12 protein-coding genes are annotated in these 18,286 nt (G+C 68.8%); 4 read left to right on the top strand and 8 right to left on the bottom strand.

Annotation, left to right across the window (positions count from 1 at the left end; all coding sequences use genetic code 11):
* Positions 1-444 (bottom strand): aspartate 1-decarboxylase, encoded by a 444-nt coding sequence (panD, locus tag OG392_RS32810; protein ID WP_329285518.1) that lies wholly within the window; start codon positions 442-444, stop codon positions 1-3.
* Between the two features lie 652 nt (positions 445-1,096).
* Here panD and OG392_RS32800 point away from each other — a divergent pair.
* Positions 1,097-3,313: a SpoIIE family protein phosphatase gene (locus OG392_RS32800; RefSeq protein WP_329285516.1), complete on the top strand. Its 2,217-nt coding sequence runs from the start codon at positions 1,097-1,099 to the stop codon at positions 3,311-3,313.
* A 230-nt stretch (positions 3,314-3,543) separates the two neighbouring features.
* Here OG392_RS32800 and OG392_RS32795 read toward each other — a convergent pair whose 3' ends face one another.
* The 5 genes from OG392_RS32795 to OG392_RS32775 form a co-directional block, all read right to left on the bottom strand.
* The gene (locus OG392_RS32795) at positions 3,544-6,036 is read right to left on the bottom strand and encodes a glycoside hydrolase family 3 protein (RefSeq protein ID WP_329285514.1); all 2,493 of its coding nucleotides are present in this window, start codon (positions 6,034-6,036) and stop codon (positions 3,544-3,546) included.
* A gap of 451 nt (positions 6,037-6,487) precedes the next feature.
* The gene (locus OG392_RS32790; protein WP_329285512.1) at positions 6,488-9,070 is read right to left on the bottom strand and encodes a family 78 glycoside hydrolase catalytic domain; all 2,583 of its coding nucleotides are present in this window, start codon (positions 9,068-9,070) and stop codon (positions 6,488-6,490) included.
* A gap of 45 nt (positions 9,071-9,115) precedes the next feature.
* Positions 9,116-10,018, bottom strand: a complete 903-nt coding sequence (locus OG392_RS32785; protein ID WP_329285510.1) for a carbohydrate ABC transporter permease — start codon at positions 10,016-10,018, stop codon at positions 9,116-9,118.
* A gap of 5 nt (positions 10,019-10,023) precedes the next feature.
* Entirely contained in the window at positions 10,024-10,908 is an 885-nt protein-coding gene (locus tag OG392_RS32780; RefSeq protein ID WP_329285508.1) for a carbohydrate ABC transporter permease, read from the bottom strand.
* Positions 10,909-10,998: 90 nt separating this feature from the next.
* Complete coding sequence (locus tag OG392_RS32775; RefSeq protein WP_329285507.1) at positions 10,999-12,309, bottom strand: ABC transporter substrate-binding protein; 1,311 nt, start codon at positions 12,307-12,309, stop codon at positions 10,999-11,001.
* Positions 12,310-12,595: 286 nt separating this feature from the next.
* Between OG392_RS32775 and OG392_RS32770 the strand changes: the two genes are divergently transcribed.
* Positions 12,596-13,609, top strand: a complete 1,014-nt coding sequence (locus OG392_RS32770) for a LacI family DNA-binding transcriptional regulator (protein ID WP_329285506.1) — start codon at positions 12,596-12,598, stop codon at positions 13,607-13,609.
* A gap of 261 nt (positions 13,610-13,870) precedes the next feature.
* On the opposite strand, the gene OG392_RS32765 is transcribed toward OG392_RS32770, so the two are convergent.
* Together OG392_RS32765 and OG392_RS32760 are read right to left on the bottom strand one after the other, a co-directional pair.
* Positions 13,871-15,064 carry an MFS transporter gene (locus OG392_RS32765; protein ID WP_329285505.1) on the bottom strand — a complete coding sequence of 398 codons (1,194 nt, stop codon included), beginning with the start codon at positions 15,062-15,064 and terminating at the stop codon, positions 13,871-13,873.
* 219 nt (positions 15,065-15,283) lie between these two features.
* The gene (locus tag OG392_RS32760) at positions 15,284-16,198 is read right to left on the bottom strand and encodes a LysR family transcriptional regulator (RefSeq protein ID WP_329285504.1); all 915 of its coding nucleotides are present in this window, start codon (positions 16,196-16,198) and stop codon (positions 15,284-15,286) included.
* 128 nt (positions 16,199-16,326) lie between these two features.
* On the opposite strand from OG392_RS32760, the gene OG392_RS32755 reads away from it, so the two are divergent.
* Positions 16,327-17,325 carry a fumarylacetoacetate hydrolase family protein gene (locus tag OG392_RS32755; protein WP_329285503.1) on the top strand — a complete coding sequence of 333 codons (999 nt, stop codon included), beginning with the start codon at positions 16,327-16,329 and terminating at the stop codon, positions 17,323-17,325.
* Positions 17,322-18,278 (top strand): cyclase family protein, encoded by a 957-nt coding sequence (locus OG392_RS32750; RefSeq protein WP_329285501.1) that lies wholly within the window; start codon positions 17,322-17,324, stop codon positions 18,276-18,278. The genes OG392_RS32755 and OG392_RS32750 overlap by 4 nt, the downstream gene beginning before the upstream one ends.
* Positions 18,279-18,286 lie beyond the last annotated feature (8 nt).

The following is an 18,286-nucleotide window of genomic DNA, read 5'->3' as shown; positions in this document are numbered from 1 at the left end:
CTACACAGTCACGGAGGCGGCCGCGGGTCCGGGCACGGCGTGCGGGCCGCGCACGGTGTCGCTGCCGGGGACGGGCGCGGAGGCGTCGGTCCCCAGCTCCACGATGCGGTTGTCGCCGTCGACGTGCACGACGCGCGGCACGAACGTCCGGGCCTCGGCGTTCTCGATCTGCGCGTAACTGATGAGGATCACGAGGTCGCCGGGGTGGACGAGGTGGGCGGCGGCGCCGTTGATCCCGATGACGCCGGAACCACGCTCACCCTCGATGACATAGGTCTCGAGCCGGGCGCCGTTGTCGATGTCGACGATGTGCACGAGTTCACCGGGCAGGAGGTCGGCCGCCTCCATGAGATCGGCGTCGACGGTGACCGAACCGACGTAGTGCAGATCGGCCTGGGTCACGGTGGCCCGGTGGATCTTGGACTTGAACAGAGTACGCAGCACTTGGGACTCCTCTGAGACAGCTCCCTGCCTGCTTTGTGCAGGTCAAGGGCGGTGCCGACTGTACACCGGCGTGCGCCGAACGATGTTTGTGAAGAACATCGCTCCACCGAGGCGATACGGCTCCCACCTGCGCTTTTGCGTCATCAGCAACGTCTTTTCAGGCAATTCTCCGGCAACGCCCGGCGACTCATGCTGACCGAATGCTGACTTTCCTGATGAATCGTCACGCATGCGGGAGACCACTCCGCGCACCCGGATGACGTGCGTCCACGCACTACCGGCCCTGTGGGAAACCGACCTCGCTCTAGGACGAGTATCCGGTCGCGCTCAAAGGGGGGCTCGGTGAGCCAAAGCGCGAAGGTTCCGCTGGCTCGGCAACCGTGATCGCTGACGCCGGTTACCGCGGCACCGGCCTGGTCATCCCGTACCGCCGGAAAGGTGATCGGGCCGAACTGTCCTCCTGGAAAGAGGAGTACCAGGCCTCCACCGCAAGGTCCGAGAGGGTACCCGTGGCCAGCCTTGGCGGCCGAGTGGTTCGCCTTGCCCCCGCCCATGCGTGAGGGTGGCACGGTCTGTGCGACATGCGAGACTGGAGAAGAGGTTGGGCGCCCCAGCACCCGGGGCCCTGCCCACCGAGGCTGGTGATGGAGGCGTGGGGATTCCCTTTGCCCGTGAGGCGCTCCTTCTGCTGAAAGGCGACGAGGTCCTCGGGCTGAGCCAAGAAGCCACACAGCTCCTTGGCATATCCGCAGAACGGGTTCCAGCGGCCGGGTTGCAAGATCTTCTGGATCCGTGGCCGGGCATGCCGGGGGCAGGAAGCGCCGAGCATCTGTGGCGGGCCCGCATCAGGGGTACGGCGGAGTGGGTGAGATGTCGCCTGGTGGTGCTCCGCGGTTCTGAACCCACTACGGCGATCCTCCGGCTGATTCCCGAGAAGGACGTCGAGCGCCTGGAACAGGACGGTTCCTTGTTGCAAGCACTGTTCTCCCAGGCAAAAGTCGGGCTTGCGGTGCATGATGCCGATCTGCACGTCACGAGGGTCAGCCTCAACCACCACTTCCAGGCACCGGGCGACGGGGCGATGATCGAGCCATCCGGTGGGCAGCCGCTCACGGAGACGCTGGTGGCTGAGGACGCCCACGCGATCAGAGAGCTGCTACGGCAGGTCATGGAGGCAGGGGAAGAACTGGTCGAGCAGCCGCAACGGGCCCGCAGACGGGATCAGCCGCTGGTCGATCGCATCGTCTCTCTGTCGGCCATCCCCCTAGCGGGCCCGGATGGCGGGACCTGCGGAGTCGTCGCGGCCTTCACCGACATCACAGTGGAATACCGGGAGAGGGAAGGACGGCTGCTCGCGGGGGAAGCAGCCCGTCGAATCGGCTCCGACCTGGATCCGGTCACGTGCGCCCAGGAACTGGTCGAGGTCTTGGTGCCGGCTTTCGCTAATGCTGCGGCCGTGGACCTTGCCGAGGCCGTGCTTCTGGGAGAAGAACCTGGGGTCGATCCTGAGAAGCCGAAGGGCCGGCGAATCGCTCGGCGTGGGAGCGCTGACCATCTTGCCGCTACACCCGTGGCCGGTGGCCGGGCGACGATGGAGTGGGAGTTGCGAGCCCGCGGACAGTTGCTGGGCAGACTCGTGGTGGGCCGGTCTACGGAGCGAGGCGTCTTCGATTCCCTCGACGAGACCGTGGCGCGCGAGATCGTCTCCCGCACGGCTCTCAGCATCGACAACGCCCGCCGCTATGTTGCCGAGCGTCGAGCCGCCGAGGTGCTCCGGCGAAGTCTTCTGCCGTCGAGCACGAAGAGAATCAGCGCGGCGGACACGGCCGTCCTTCGGTCGGATGCAAGGGCTGCAGATGCCGACGCGGGCGCGTGGGTGGACACCATCCCGCTTTCCTCGGCAAGAGTGGCCTTCGCCGCAGGACGGACTTCCGGCCGCGGTGTCCACGCGGCCGCTGCCGCGGGACGGCTACGGACTGCCATCCAGACGCTGTCCGACCTCGATATCGCCCCCGATGAACTGCTGACGCATGTGGACGACCTGGTGCGGCGTCTGCCGAGTCCCACAGAAGCCGGTGAAGTGGACCCTCAGATGTTGGAGGGGCCGGGTGAAGTGGGGGCCACGTGTCTCTACGTGACCTATGACCCGGTCACGGGCCACTGCTCAATGGCGAGTGCCGGCCACCGTCCCCCTGCTCTGATCTCCCCTTCCGGCGAGCTCGTTCCCGTGCCCCTGGAGCCAGGACCTCCTCTCGGGCGGGAGAGCGCACCGTTCGAGACGGTCGACTTCCTCGTAGAGCCGGGCAGCCTCTTGATTCTCTCTGCCGGCGGATCGGGCGCCCCCTCCGCACCGCTCCCATCTGACGAGCGGATCACCGGCGATCCCGAGACGGCCGGTGCTCTGCGCAAGGTGCTCGACGGCCGGCCCGTAACAAGCGTGGCGGCGGACGGTGTGGCTCTGGCCGCCCGGCTGCGAGTGCTGCCTGAGGGCAGCACGGTGCACTGGCAGTTCCCGGCAGATCCCTCAGTCGTCGCGAAGGTCAGACGCGCCGTGACGAGCAGCCTTGAGACCTGGGGACTGCAGGATCTGACCTTCGTGACCGAGCTCGTCGCCAGTGAGCTGGTGACCAACTCCATCCGCTATGCGGGCGGGCCGGTGGGCCTACGCCTGATCAACGACTCGGCGTTGATCTGCGAGGTGTCCGACCCAAGCCAAACCAAGCCCCGCCTGAAGCACGCCCGTCTCACGGACGAGGGAGGACGCGGGTTGTATCTCGTGCACCAGCTCACCGAACAGTGGGGCAGCCGGTACACAGCCTCAGGCAAGACGATCTGGACGGTTCAGGTCACGGGCGATGGAACCGACTGACGGCCGTTTCCATCCGATGATCATCGCCAGAAGATCGGGTAGAGAGCCGGTCAGGGCAGGAGCCCGGGTCGAAAGCCTGTACGTGGCCGCCGGTCCCGAACGCGCGATGGACCCCAAACCGCGAGCGCGGGGTCCGAGAGCCTGATCGCAAGCGACCAGGCTCTCGGCCTGCATGCGGCGGGCCAACCCAACTTTTAGCCACACGAGGCAGCGGGGGCCGCTGGGCTCAGTCAGATGACGGTGACCGTCCTCTGCGCGGTCATGGTGCGGGAGTTGCGGGCGGTGGCGAGGGTGTAGAGGCCGGGGACGAGCGTCCAGGCACCGGCGCTCCAGATGGCGAGGTCGTCGGCGGGGATGGTGAAGGTGATGCGCTGGCTGGTCCCGGGGGCGAGGGTGACCTTCCGGAAGGCGACGAGGCGGCGCGGTTCGGCGTTCGCCGCGGCCGGGAGGGTGGCGTAGACCTGGACGACGTCGGTGCCCTGGCGGCTGCCGCTGTTGGTGACCGTGACGGAGAGGGTGGCCGTCTTGGCGACGGCGTCGTATGCGGCTTCGAGGGAGCCGTGGGCGAACGTGGTGTAGGAGAGACCGTGCCCGAAGGGGAACAGGGGCTGCTGTCCCTTGGTGTCGTAGTAGCGGTAGCCGATGGCGGTGCCCTCGTCGTACGAGACGGTGGCGTTCCTGCCGGGGTAGGTCGCGGGGGTGGTGCCGGGGCCCTGGGTGGTACTGGCGGGGAAGGTGACCGGGAGTCGGCCGGAGGGGTCGCTGTCGCCGAAGAGGACGGCGGCGAGCGCGGTGCCCATGCCGCGGCCTCCGCACCAGGTCTGGATGACGGCTTCGACGTCGTCGAGCCAGGGCATCGCGACCGGCCCGTCGGTGTTCAGGACGACGATGGTGCGGGGGTTGGCGGCGGCGACGGCGGTGATGAGCTGGTTCTGGTCGGCGGGGAGGCCGAGCTGCTCGTGGTCCATGGCCTCGCCCGCCATGCGGTTGACGAAGACGACGGCGGCGTCGGCGGTGCGGGCGGTTTGGACGGCGGCCGGGATGAGGGAGGCGGGCTGCCAGCCGAGGGTGAGTCCGCAGGTGCTCTGGCCCATGGTGTCGGGGTCCGCGATGGCGTTGTTGTAGGTGAGTTCAACAGTCGCCGTCTGGCCGGCGGTGAGCTCGACGGTGCCCTGGAGGGGGTAGTCGTAGGTGCCGAGGAAGAAGCGGCGGGTGCCCCGGGAGCCGGAGACGACGGTGACGCCGTTGATCTTCAGGGTGGCGGTGCCGGCGGGCAGGAGCGAGAAGCGGTGTAGACCGGTATGGGTCGGGGTCAGGGTGCCGGACCAGGTGGCGGACCAGGTCGTGGGGAGGTTGTCGACCGGCGCGCTGGTGAAGTCGATGGTGCTGTCGGTGCGGGTGGCGACCGGGGTGCCGGTGGGCTGGGCGGAGGCGTAGTAGCGGCCGGTGAGGCCGGCGGTGCCCCCGCTGGTGCGCAGGACGGTGGAGGGGACGGTGGCCAGGGGGATGTCACCGGTGGTGCCCTGGGAGTGGGCGACGGTGAGGGTGCCGCCGGCTCGGGTCTTGATGGCCTGGAGCGGGGTGGTCCAGGTGCCGGGATCGACATAGGTGGAGCCGGCAACGCCGGTGAGGGCGTCGGCTCCCGCGGGACCGATGACGGCGAGGGTCTTGAGGGTGGCGGGCAGGGGGAGGGCGGAGGAGCGGTTGGCGAGCAGGACGGTGGAGGCCAGGGCGGCTTCGTGGGCGAGGCTCTTGTGCTCGGGGGTGCTGACGTCCTGAGCCGGGGCGGGGAGGGGGTTGTCGACGAGGCCGTTGGCGAACATGGTGATGAGGACCCGGCGGGCGGCGTCGTGGAGGCGGGCGGCCGGGACGGAGCCGTTGGTGAGTGCGCCTGGCGCCAGCTTGACTCCACCGGGGCCGAGTCCGGCGAGGTCCATCCCCGCCTTGGCGGCGGCGACCTGGTCGGCACCGGCCCAGAAGTCCGGGACGGTGTAGCCCTGCAGACCCAGACGGTTCTTGACGTCGTCGAAGAGAGCGGGGCTCTCGGTGGCGAAGGTGCCGTTGATCTTCGGGTAGGCCATCATCACCGAGGTGGTGGGCGCGGCGGCGATCACGCGGCGGAAGGGCGCCTGGTAGGTCTCGTGCAGGGCGCGGTCGGACACCAGGGTGTCCGTGAAGAAGCGGTTGACCTCCTGGGTGTAGGCGGCGAAGTGCTTCACGGTGGCGGTGACCTGCCGGCTCTGCATGCCCGCGGTGAGCGCCGCGCCGAGGCGGCCGGCGAGCAGAGGGTCCTCGCCGAGGCTCTCGGCCTGGCGGCCGAAGTGCCAGGTGCGGGTGAGGTCGATCGTGGGTCCGAGAAGGGTGTTGTACCCCTTGGCGCGCCCTTCGGTGCCGATGGCGACGCCGATGCGGCGGGCCAGGTCCTCGTCGAAGGCGGCGGCCTGCGCGAGCGGCACGGGGAAGGCGGTGACGTTCTTCTCGTCCCTCAGCCCGGCGGAGGCGTCGACCATGGTGAGGGCCGGGATGCCGAGGTGGGTGAGAGCGCCGAAGTCGCAGCGGACGAGCGCCTCCTTCTCCGCGGGCGTCATCCGTGCGAGAACGGCGTCCACGCGGTCGAAGACGTGGGGATCGGTGGCGGCGATGGCCTGAATGGTGGCTCCTGGGGTCATGGTGGCGACTGCTGCGGTAACGATGGCGGCGGACAGGAAGGCGCGTCGGTTCACGGCGACTCTCCGGACGGTGGGGGTGGCGGGCGGGGCCCGCGGAATCGGATGCTGCATATCCGGCAGCAGGGGAATTGGCCGGATTGCTCAACGTCCCCTTCGGGAGCTTCCCGCGTCCCGCGAGAGCCATCAGGGGATTTTCAGGTGCTTCGGTAACGGCACCTCACGCAAGCCGAAAAGCTACGACTCCCCATGCTCGGGGTCAACCCATCGGAATCGAATAATTCAGCACCACACCCTGAGCTGCACCAATGCATTTTTCCTCAGCCCTTGGGACGAATTCGGCCGGTCATCTCGCATGAAGACCGCAAGCACCTCCATACATAAATTCGATGCCCGCCATCTGTCCCATGAATTCAGGCAGTCCGATTTCATCGATATACGAGTGCCCGGCATGAAGGGAGATCCATGCCGGGCACTCGGTGATCTTCTCTTGTGTCACCTGCGTCTTTCAGATGACGTCGGCAGAGTGGAGTATGTGCGTGCCTGACGTGAGTCTGCTGGGTTGGCGCCCGGGAAGTTCGACGACAGCTGTGCAGTTCGGAGGCACCGTGATCTCGGCCTTCATGCCGTCTGCGCCGGTCTCCCAGAACAGCGCGGCGGTGCCGTGGGGCGTCTCGTAGCGGGTGCGGGCCCAGGTGATGCCGCCCCCCGGACGCGGCCGGAAGGCGAGGGACGTGGCGCCGGGCGCCGTGACCGCGATGCCGCCGACGACCCTGTGGAGCCAGTCAGCGACGGCGCCGAGGGCGTAGTGGTTGAACGAGGTCATTCCGCCGGGGTTGAGGGTGCCGTCGGGCCGGAGGCTGTCCCACCGCTCCCAGATCGTCGTGGCGCCCATGGAGACGGTGTAGAGCCAGGAAGGGCAGTCGGTTTGCAGGAGCAGGCGGTAGGCGGTGTCGAGGTGCCCGGTGTCGGTCAGCGCGTCGCAGATGAGGGGGGTGCCCACGAAGCCCGTAGCGATGCGGGCCCCGTTCTGCTCGACGAGTTCGGCCAGGCGGTCGCCGGCGGCCTGGCGGCGTCCCGTGTCCAGGAGGTCGAAGGCGATCGCGAGGGCGTACGCGGTGGGGCTGTCGCTCTCCATGCGGCCGTCGGGGCGGACGTACCGGCGGCGGAAGGCGGCGGTGATCTCATCGGCGAGCGTGCCGTAGCCGGTGGCGTCATCGGTGTGGCCCAGTGCGTGGGCGGTGCGGGCGAGGTGACGGGCGGAGTGGGCGAAGTAGCCGGTGGCGACGAGGTAGCGGTCGGTGCGTCCGGCGGCGGGGTCATCCGGCGGGGCGGCGGGGTCGAGCCAGTCGCCGAGCTGGAAGCCGGTGTCCCAGAGGCGGGACGGGCCGGCGAGCTTCTCGACGAGGTCGACCCACGCCTTGCCCATGGGGTAGTGGCGGCGGAGGAGTTCGAGGTCTCCGAAGCGCTGGTAGAGAGCCCAGGGGGTGAGCGTCGCGACGTCGCCCCAGGCGGCCCCGGGCTGGATGGGGGTCCACATCGGCTCACCGGGGATGACGGGCACGTACCAAGGGATCGTGCCGTCCGGGAGCTGTTCCAGTGCGACGTCGGCGAGCCAGGAGTCGAGCATGCCGGCGCAGTCGTAGAGGAAGCTCGCGGTGGGGGCGAAGACCTGGATGTCCCCGGTCCAGCCAAGGCGTTCGTCGCGCTGGGGGCAGTCGGTGGGTATGTCGACGAAGTTGCCGCGCATGCTCCACAGGACGTTCTCGTGGAGGCGGTTGACCAGGGGGTCGCTGCATTCGAACCAGCCGGTGCGGCGCATGTCCGTGTGGTGGACGCGCGCGGTGACGGACTGCGGGTCGAGGTCACCGGGGTAGCCGGTGACCTCCGCGTAACGGAAGCCGTGGAGGGTGAAACGGGGCTCCCAGGTGTACGGTCCGGTGCCGGGCAGGATGAGCGTGTCGGTGGAGTGCGCTTCGCGTAGGGGGCGGGTGGCGAGCTCCCCGTCCTCCAGGACCTCCGCGTGTCGGAGGGTGAGGACGGTGCCCTCGGGCCCGTCGGCCGTGATCCGGAGGCGGCCCACGAGGTTCTGCCCGAAGTCGAGCAGGTGGCGGCCGTCCTCGGTGCGGGTGATCGAGACCGGTCGGATCTCCTCGGTGCAGCGGACCGGGGGGCCTTCGGGTGCGACGAGCGTCCGGGGATCCCTGGTGCCGGTTCGTACGGGGGTCCAGCCGTCGGACGATGCCGCCGGGGTGGCCCAGTCGGCCTCGTCGAGGCGGGCGTCGAAGGTCTCCCCTTCGTACAGACCGCTGGTGAGGACGGGGCCGATGGCGGCGTGCCAGGTGTGGTCGGTGGCGATCACGGTGGTGGTGCCGTCGGTGTAGGTGATCTCCAGCTGGGCGAGGAGGGCCTGGTCGGTGCCGTAGATGTTGCGGGTGCCGCCGTCGAAGCCGTACTTGCCGCGGTACCAGCCGTCTCCCAGCCATGCGCCGATGGTGTTGGCACCGGGGGCGAGGAGGGCCGTGACGTCGTGGGTGCGGTAGCGCAGCCGCTTGGGGTAGACGGTCCAGCCGGGGGCGAGTGCCTCGTCGCCGACGCGGGTGCCGTTGATCTCGGCCTCGTACAGGCCATGGGCGGTGATGTAGAGCCGGGCTCGCTCGACCGGCCGCTCCCCCACCTGGAAGTGCTTGCGGACGCGGGCCGGGCGGCGTTCCGCGGCGGGGTCCTCGTCCCAGTCCGCGCCGACCGGGACGGCGGACCAGTCCCCCGGTGCGAGGAGCCCGGCCTCGACGGGGCTGGGCTCGCTCCACGCGGACGGCTCGCTGTCGCTCGCCGGCCAGGTCCGGACGCGGACGACAGCCGGTTCGCGGGAGGCCAGCGGTGCGTCGGGCCAGGCGACGAGGAGGTGGTCGGTGCCGGCGACGCGGCCGGTCCGGTAGGTGCGGCCGTGGCGTTCGACTTCGACTTCGTAGGCGTGCTGGTTGCCGGCTTCGGCGGCGGGGCTCCACGACAGTCGGGGGGTGGCGGTGCCGATGCCGAGACCGTCCGGCAGGTGCTCGAAGCGCACCGGGGAGGGCTGGAGGGGCTGCAAGGGAAGGGGCCTTTCGTGTGCTCGGGAGGGTGGGTCGAAGGCTGGTCAGCCCTTGACCGCTCCCGAGGTGAGGCCCTTCATGACCTTCTGGTTGAGGAAGAGGTAGATCACGAGGGTGCCGAAGACGTTGATGCAGATGGCCGCGAAGAGCGGGCCGTACTGGGTGGCGCCGAAGTCGCCGGTGAAGTTCAGCAGGCCGACCTGGACCGTGCGCAGGTCCTGGCTGTTGGTGAAGGTCAGGGCGATCAGCAGGTCGTTCCAGATGAAGAAGAACTGCACCAGGCCGACGGTGAGGAGGGCGTTGCGGACCACGGGGAGGCTGATGGTCCAGAAGGCGCGCAGGATGCCGGCGCCGTCGAGGGTTGCCGCCTCGAAGAGTTCGCGGGGGACGGTCCGGTAGTAGGTGGCCATCATGAAGACGGTCAGGGGCAGGCCGGTGCCCGTGTAGGTGAGGATCAGCGGCCACAGGGTGCCGGAGAGGCCGGTCTGGAAGTAGATGGTAAACAGCGGCAGCAGGATCATCTGCGGGGGGATCATCATGCCGGCGAGGAAGACGAGGAGGGTGAGGTTGCGTCCCTTCCAGACCATGATCTGGAGGGCGAAGCCGGCCGCGGTGCCGAGCAGGAGGATGAGGGCGAGTGCGGGGACGACGGCCAGGAGGCTGTTCTTGACGTAGAGGCCGATGTTGCCGGTGGTCCATGCCTCGGCGTAGTTGCCCCATTCCCAGGTGGTGGGAAGGCTCCAGGTGGAGTTGTTGAGGTAGTCGCTGTTGGACTTGACCGAGGTCAGGAACATCCAGATCAGTGGGTAGATCTCGATGACCAGGAGGACGGCGACGGCGAGCCGGATCCACAGGCGGCCGCCGGTCTTGCGCGCGGCGCGGAGCGGGGGCTGCTTGGGACGCTTGTGGCCGGTGCTGGTGGTCTTCTGGAGGGTGTCGATGGCCATGACGTTCAGCTCTCCGTGTTGTCGCGCCGCGAGACGCGGTAGACCGCCAGGCTCACCAGCAGGCAGACCACGGTCAGGAGCAGCGCGATCGCGCTGCCGTAGCCGTACTCGCTGTAGGTGAACGACGACTGGAACATGTACAGGGTCAGCGGGGTGGTTCCGTTGCCGGGGCCGCCGTTGGTGAGGGCGACGACGGAGTCGAAGACCTTGAGGGTGCCGTTGACGCTGAAAATCAGCGACGACATGAGAACGGGAAGCGAGAGCGGCAGGACGATGTGGCGGATCAGGCGCAGGCCGGAGGCGCCGTCGAGGCGGGCGGACTCCAGGACCTCGTCGGGAATGTCGACGAGGCCGGCGAAGAGCAGGACGGCGTAGAAGCCCATGGAACGCCAGATGTCCATGATGATCAGGACCCAGAAGGCGCTGCTCGCGCTGCCGAAGAAGTCGATGGACTCCAGGCCGAAGGCGTTGAGCAGGGAGTTGACGGGGCCGGGCTGGGGGGCGACCTGGAAGAGCTTCTGGAAGAGCAGGCCGACCGCGACGGTGGGCAGGATGACGGGGAAGAAGGCCAGCGTGCGGATGAGCGCGGAGGCCTTCTTGAGGAAGAAGACGTAGAGCAGGGCCAGGAGGTAGCCGGCGATGACCTGGCCGGCGGTGACGATGACCGCGTACTTGAGGGTGAACCACAAGGCGTCGTGGACGGCCGGGTCGTCGAGGAGCCGGGTGAAGTTGGCCAGGCCGTTGCCCTTGAAGCCCTCGATGGAGTTGCCCTTGGTGAAGGAGTACCCGAGCGACCACACCATGGGGACGAGCATGATCAGGGTGTAGAGGAGGAGTGCGGGACCGAGCAGGATCATGATCGCCCTGCGGTCACCGAGTACGCGGTGCATGAGTGGTGTCCACTTCGTTTCTGTGAAGGGCTGGCCAGGCGGTGGCGGGCGGCGCGCCATGGACAGGCGGGCCGCCCGCCTCACGGGGTGTTACTGGCTGCCGAGCGCGGCCTGGACGGTCTCCATGAACTTCTGGGGGCTGACGCTGCCGTTGACGAGTCCGGGGGCGCTGGTGTTGCTGATCGTGGTGGCCTTGGTGCTGAAGAGCGCCTCGAACCACAGGACGTTCTGCTGGGAGCTGCTGATCGTCTTGCGGACGGTGCCGGCCACCTCGCTGGAGTCCTTGACCGGGGTGTTGACCTTGAAGCCGGTGATGGTGCCGTGGTCCTTCAGGGCGGTGCTGCCGAAGTTCTTGGCGATGCAGCTGACCCAGGCTCCGGTCTTCTTGTCGAAGGCCTTCGAGCCGAGGGTGACGGCGAGGCCGATGTTGGAGGGGTACTGGTCGATGGAGCCCTTGCCGCCCTTGACGGCGGGGAAGGGCATGAAGCCGACGTTCTCGGCGCCGACCTTGTTCTGCTTGGGGTCGGCGATGTTCGCCAGGGCCCAGCTGCCCATGTAGAACATGCCTGACTTGCCGGTGAGGAACTGGTTCATCGCGGTGTCGTAGTCGATGGAGCCGACGCCCTTGCCGAAGTAGCCCTTCTTGCCGAGGGCCGCGATCTCTTCGGCTGCCTTGACGTAGGCCGGGTCGGTCAGCTTGGCGGTTCCGGCGTCGACCTTGTCGAGGGCGTCGGGCCCGAGGCTGCGGTAGAGGTAGCCGCTGATCAGGCGGGTGAGCGGCCAGCCCTGCGCGCCGGAGGCGGAGAACGGCTGGATGCCCTTGGCATTCAGCTTGTCCGCGGCCACGAGCAACTCGTCCCACGTTCCGGGGACGGCGATGCCGTTCTCCTGGAAGAGCTTCTTGTTGTAGAAGATCCCTTCGATGTTGTACTCGTACGGCAGGGCCATCAGCTTGCCGCCGTACAGGGCCTTGATCGTGGAGACCGCAGCCGGCTCGAGCTGGTCGAGCACCCCGAGCCGCTCCAGCTCCATCGCGAGGTCCGCCACCTTGCCGCCCTTGGCAAGCTGCTTGGTCAGCGCCGGGGCGTTGCCTGCGGCGAACATCGAGGGCAGCGCGTCCTGGCCGGCGAGCAGCTGGAGCTTCTGGTCCAGCTGAGCCTGGGGAATGGTCTCGACCTTGAGCGGCAGAGCGTCGTTCTCGGCCTTGCAGGTGCTCGTGGAGAGCGTGGTCAGTGCCGTGCGCGTCGTCGTGTTCTCGGTGACGCTGAGGTACTTGAAGTCCTTGGGCGCCGCGGAGGTGCCACCGCCGCCGCCACCGCATGCGGTGACGAGAGCGGCCAGGGACAGGACGCCGGCCGAGGCGATGGTGAGACGGCGGGCGCGGATCGTGCGGTGGGGCACTGGAGACTCCCAGGGATCGTGAGAGAAGAAGGGGCGCTCAGCGGGCGCAAGGGGCGGCGGGGTGGACCGGCCGCGCAGAGACGGAGCGTGTAGAACGTTCTCCATCGGAACTGGCAACACCATGACGCCATCCCTCTGGCGTCGTCAAGACACAGACGCGTAACATCGTCTTCGCTTGGTCGAATGCGGGAAGACCTTGAGGACCGAGTGCGTAGAACGTTGCACTATTTGTAAGGAGGCGGAGGCTTTCATGACTCCGGACAGCTCGGCCAGGAGCACCAAGCGGGTGACGATCACCGACGTCGCACGCCATGCCGGCGTGTCCACCGCCGCCGTCTCCAAGGTCATGCGCAACGCCTACGGCGTCAGTGCCGCGATGCAGGAACGGGTCCGTGCTGCCATGGACGAGCTCGGCTACCGCCCGCATACGGCCGCCCGTGGCATGCGCGGGCGCACGTACACGATCGGTGTCCTGCTCGACAACGTCCGCAACCCGTTCTTCGCCGACATCCTCGACGGCATCCGGGAGGAACTGCAGGAGAGCGAGTACACGGTGCTGATCGGAGCGGCGGGCTTCGGCGCCGAGGAACAGGCGCGCACCATCCGGTCGATGGTGGACCGTCAGATGGACGGCCTGATCCTCATCGCGCCCGCGACCCCGCGGCCTGAGGTCCAGGCCACGGCGGAGGTGACGCCCACCGTGGTCATCGGCCATCACGACAGCTCTGATGCTCACGACTCCGTCGTGGACGCGGACGATCTCGGCGCAGGGCTGGTGGTGGACCACCTGGTATCGCTCGGTCACCAGGACATCGCCCTGGTCTCGGCGGCCGGGAACAAGGCCGGCCGGTGGCAGCGGACCCCGGAGATCGCGCTCACCGACGGCTATCTCCAGGCAATGGAGCGCCATGGGCTCGCCGGCCACGCGCGCGTGCACCACGCTGCTTACTCCGACGACGGGGGCCATGCGGCCGGCATGGCGCTTCTGGCGGGTGCCGACCGGCCGACCGCCGTCATGACCGGCGCCGACGTCGTGGCGCTGGGCATCTACCGAGCAGCCCACGAGCTGGGGTTGGACATCCCCGGCGATGTCTCTCTGGTCGGCTACAACAACACCGCGATCGCCTCGCTCGCCCCGGTCCAGCTTTCCAGCGTCGACCAGGCGGGCCACACGATGGGCTTGGCCGCCGCCAGGATGTTGATCGAACGGGTCGAAGGGCGGCGGGAACGGGCCATGCTGACCACGATGACTCCGCGGCTGGTGATCCGTCGAAGCACCGCCGCCCCTCAGCCGCGGTAGCCGCCGGGCTGCATGCCTTCCTGGGCGGCGCCGAGGCGCGTGGACATCGGTAAGGTCGCCCGGGCCGCAGGAGTTGAGAGGCTCGTGCGGGAGGTGGGCATGCGTGCGGGCCGTGTGCCCATGGAGCACACGACCCAGAGGATGGCTCATGTCCACGCTCATGTGGTGCTGACGCCCGAAGTCGTCGTGCGACGGTCTGCGTTGCGGTCGCGCGTGCGCGGAGTCATCGCGTTTCACCTGGGGGCAGTTGAGCGGAAACGGTCATCCGGCGAGTGGCGGGCAGCAGTGCGGCGGCCAAAGCGACGGTGGCCACTCCGAGGAGAGCGACGGCGGTCGCGAGGGCGCCTGCTGCGGCCTTGCCGGCCAGGAGCACGAGGGGGCAGAGGAACTCGCCGATAAGAATGCGGCGGTCCACAGGCCCATGCCACGCCCTCGGTCGGCGAACTCGAGCCGGTCCATGGCCCGTGTCACCAAGGACGGCAGCAGCATCCCGGTGCCGATGCAGTTGACGACCGCCCCTGCGACCAGCAGCGGGAGGCCGTCGGCGAAGCCCATGAGCAGGAAGCCGGCTGCGCACAGCGCGAACACGGCGGGCAGATGGTGGCGCAGCCGCGGGGAGAGGCGGGTGAAGATGACGGAGCCGAGGACGGTTGCGGCACTGGCGACGGCAGTGACTCCGGCGATGGCGCCGGTGGAGGTGATGCCGAGGTCGTCCAGGAGGAATGCCATCTCGACAGGGACCGCGTAGAAGACGACTGCGCCGAAGAGGGTGAGGAGGCAGATCCCGGCCATCCTGCGTACGGGGAACGGTCTGCGGACGGCCTGGGTGTCGCTCTGCTGCCCCCGGTCCGCCGGGAGGGGGGTCGACAGGGACCGCGCCATGACCGGGGCGAGGAGCAGGCCGATGGCGTAGAGCCAGAAGGGTGCGCTCCAGTTCGCCGCTCCGAGTGCGCCGCCGAGGACGAAGAAGAGCGTGGCCGAGGCCGAGGCGCACATGGTCTGCAGGGCGAGGTAGCGGTCGCGGAGTTTGCCGCTGTAGTAGTCGCCGATGAGGGTGGTGCAGGCGGTCATGATGGCGGCTTCGGCGATGCCGACGAGGATGCGGCTGATGAGGATGTGGTGCAGGGAGTCGAGCCACAGGGGGGCCGTTCCGAACACCGCGTAGAGGGCGGTGGCTGCGATGAGCAGTCGTTTGCGGCCCAGGCGGTCGACGATGACGCCGGCGAAGGGGGCGAGCAGGGCGAGGGCGAGCGCGGGGATCGTCAGGACGATGGGCACGAGCGCGGCGCTGCCGGGGACGGATGCGAAGTGGTCCTGCATCCGGGGCAGGACGGGAGCGAGGAGGACGGCGCCGAGGACGGGCAGGCAGCTGCCGGCCATCAGGAGGGCGGCGGGCAGTCGTCCGGCGGGTGCGGTGGCGTGGTCGGTGGAGGGCTGAGCGAGGGGTGCGGGCACGGCGGCACTCCAGAGCGCGAGGACGGCGGGGAGGTGGCGCCCGGTGGGGCCTGCCCATGAGGGTGGCGCCGCGGTCCGGGGGCGGAGATGTCCTCGACTATGGGTGCCGGTGGGCGCGGTGCCCACCCCTTTCGTCATCGGGGTTCGCGATGGCTTTGATCCATGGGATGGATGGCTGCCGTTGGGGATCTTTGGTGCGTCCGTGACGAGTCGGGCGGTTCAGTTGTCCGCGTCGGTGATGCGTCGTCCGACGCGGGCCGCGGTCTCGCGGAGCCAGATGTGGGCGGCGTCGTGGGTGTGGACGGGGTGCCACCAGAAGGCTTCACGCAGGGGTACGGCCTCGTAGGGGGGTTCCATGACGCGTACGGCGGCCAGGGGGGCGAGGAGCCGGGCGAGGCGGGCCTGGACCAGGGCGATACGCCGGGTGCCGGCGACGAGGGCAGGCAGGGCGTGGAAGCTGTCGACGGAGACCTCGACGTGGGGTTCGATGCCGAGCATGCCGAGCTGGCGCACGGCCGGGGCGTCGTAGGTGCGCTGGTAGGTGACCCAGGGGAGCCTGGCCAGGTCCTGGCGGGTCAGCCGGTCTTCGACACTGGGGTGGTCCTCGGCAACGACGAAGACCCAGCGGTCGTCGTAGAGGTCGGTGGCAGGGAAGTCGCTGATGACGCCGTGGGGCATCAACAGCCCGTCGGTGGCACTCAGGAGACTGGTGGTGTCATCGACGACGGTGATGGGGGTGCGAGTGAAGCGCAGCCTGATTCCTGGTGCTTCCTCGTGGACGACGCGGGCGAACTCCACCCCGAAGACATCGACCGCGTAGTCGGAGGCGACGATGCGGAATTCGCGTGTCTCGGTGGCCGGGTCGAAGGCAGCCTGACTGGCGAAGAGCCGTTCGAGGACGTCGTAGGCGGTGGCGGTGCGGTCCAGGAGCACTTGCCCCAGAGCCGTGAGTTCGTACTGGCTGCCGACGCGTGAGAGGAGTTCGTCGCCGAAGTGGCGGCGCAGCCGGGCCAGTGCGGCACTCATGGCGGGCTGGCTCAGACCGACGCGCTGGCCGGCTCTGGTGACGTTGCGTTCTTCGAGAAGGGCACGGAGTGCGACGACGAGGTTGAGGTCGAGGCGGGCCAGATTCATGGGTCGGTTCCTCTTCGGGTGCGGCACAACCAGTGAGTATTGATGTGACGGATGCAGTTGATCCAAGGAATCGATTTCCCTGATTGCTTGTGGCGGGTTCACATTAGTCGCATCGCAATCAGGAGGACATGTCGGTGAAACCTGAATCCGTTTCTGATCTCTTCGCCGGGCCTTTCGCCCTCGGCACTCTGTCCCTGGGTGAGGGCCCGCCTTTCCCCGCTCTCGTCGACCCCGAGGGGCAGGTCCTGGACCTGCGGGCAGCCCTGGCCGACCCGGAGCTGACCATGCGGGGTCTGCTGGAGCGGTGGCAGGAGCTCCTGCCACGGCTCCATGAGCTCGCCGTCGAGCCGGGACTCTCCCGTCGCCCGCTGTCGGATTTCCGGGTTCTCGCCCCGGTGGATCCGCGACAGGTTTTCCAGTCCGGCGCCAATTACCGCCAGCACGTCATCGACCTTCACGTCGCCCACCGCGACCCGTCGGACGGGCGCTCCGAGGAGGAGGCGCGGGCCGAGGCGGCCGAGATCATGGACAGGCGTGCCGCCGAGGATCTGCCGTACGTGTTCATCGGCCTGCCCAGCTCGGTCACCGGCCCCTTCGATGACGTCACGCTCCCCTCGTGGGCAGCTAAGCCGGACTGGGAGCTGGAGCTGGCCGTGGTCATCGGCAGGCCCGCCTACCAGGTCTCCCCCGAGGAGGCAATGGAGTACGTCGCCGGCTACACGATCGCCAACGATCTGACCGACCGGGCGACGGTGTTCCGCCGTGACATGCCGCAGATCGGAACGGACTGGCTGCGCAGCAAGAACGCGCCGGGGTTCACCCCGCTGGGACCGTGGATCGTGCCGGCCGAGTCGCTCGGCGACACCGGCGACCTCCGCCTGACGCTCAAGCTGAACGGCGAGGTCATGCAGGACGAGTCCACCAAGGACATGATCTTCGACGTGGCGCGCATGGTGTCCTACGCCTCCCAGAGCGCGCGCCTGCTGCCCGGCGACCTCGTGCTGACCGGCTCCCCCGCCGGCAACGGCATGCACTGGGGCCGGCTGCTGCGCGACGGCGACATCATGGATGCCTCGATCACCGGCCTCGGCGCGCAGCGCACCCGCTGTCTGGCGGAGGAAGCATGAACCGCACCGATCCCGCGGGCGCGATAGCCGACGCCGCCGAGAAGTACTCCAACTGGGGTCGCTGGGGCGAGGACGACCGCCTGGGCACCGTGAACTTCCTCGACGAGGCCAAGCGCCGTCAGGGGGCCGCGCTGATACGCCGCGGCGTCAGCTTCTCGCTGTCGCAGCGCTTCGACATCAACGGCCCGCAGAAGGGCTGGCGGCGGCGGACCAACCCCGTCCACACCATGCTCGACACCGGCACGGACGCGGCCCTGGGCAATCAGGGGCTCCCTCATGGAATCGGCGGCGCCGACGACGTGATCGCGATGCCGCTGCAATGCTCCACGCAGTGGGACGGCCTCGGTCACATCTTCGACCACGGCAAGGCATGGAACGGCCGGCCTGCCGAGCAGGTCGTCACCTCCGACGGCGACCAGGTCACGGGCATCGAGCACATGGCCTCCCAGATCGCCGGGCGCGCCGTGCTCCTCGACGTCGGCCGCACCGTCGGCGAGGACGGCGAGCTGCCGGACGGGTTCGCGATCACCGAGGAGCACCTGACGGCCGCCGCAGAGGCCCAGGGCGTGACTCTGGGGCGGGGTGACATCGTGCTCGTTCGCACCGGCCAGCTCGCCCGTGTGCGGAGGGAGGGGTGGGGCGACTACGCGGGTGGTGCCGCCCCGGGGCTGTCGTTCACCACCGCGTCCTGGCTGCACTGCAGCGAGATCGCCGCGATCGCTACCGACACGTGGGGCTTCGAGGTGCGGCCCAACGAGTTCGACCACGCCTTCCAGCCCCTGCACCAGGTCGTCATCCCGCACATCGGACTGCTGATCGGCGAGATGTGGGACCTGGAAGCACTCGCCGAGGACTGTGCGGACGACGGCGTATACGAGTTCTGGCTGACCGCGGCCCCCCTGCCCATCACCGGCGCCGTCGGGTCCCCCGTCAACCCCGTCGCCGTCAAGTAGTCCCGGGG

Origin of the sequence: Streptomyces sp. NBC_00691, from assembly GCF_036226665.1 — a bacterium.
In the GTDB taxonomy this organism is placed as follows: Bacteria; Actinomycetota; Actinomycetes; order Streptomycetales; family Streptomycetaceae; genus Streptomyces.
The sequence above is the reverse complement of the archived record's forward strand: the minus strand, read 5'-3'. Positions and strand labels throughout refer to the sequence as shown.

What these genes read in the sequence shown, in the direction of transcription:
- OG392_RS32785 (WP_329285510.1), bottom strand. Translation starts at nt 10,018, where the DNA reads ATGGCCATCGACACCCTCCAGAAGACCACCAGCACCGGCCACAAGCGT.
- OG392_RS32780 (WP_329285508.1), bottom strand. Translation starts at nt 10,908, where the DNA reads ATGCACCGCGTACTCGGTGACCGCAGGGCGATCATGATCCTGCTCGGT.
- OG392_RS32760 (WP_329285504.1), bottom strand. Translation starts at nt 16,198, where the DNA reads ATGAATCTGGCCCGCCTCGACCTCAACCTCGTCGTCGCACTCCGTGCC.
- OG392_RS32755 (WP_329285503.1), top strand. Translation starts at nt 16,327, where the DNA reads ATGTCGGTGAAACCTGAATCCGTTTCTGATCTCTTCGCCGGGCCTTTC.
- OG392_RS32750 (WP_329285501.1), top strand. Translation starts at nt 17,322, where the DNA reads ATGAACCGCACCGATCCCGCGGGCGCGATAGCCGACGCCGCCGAGAAG.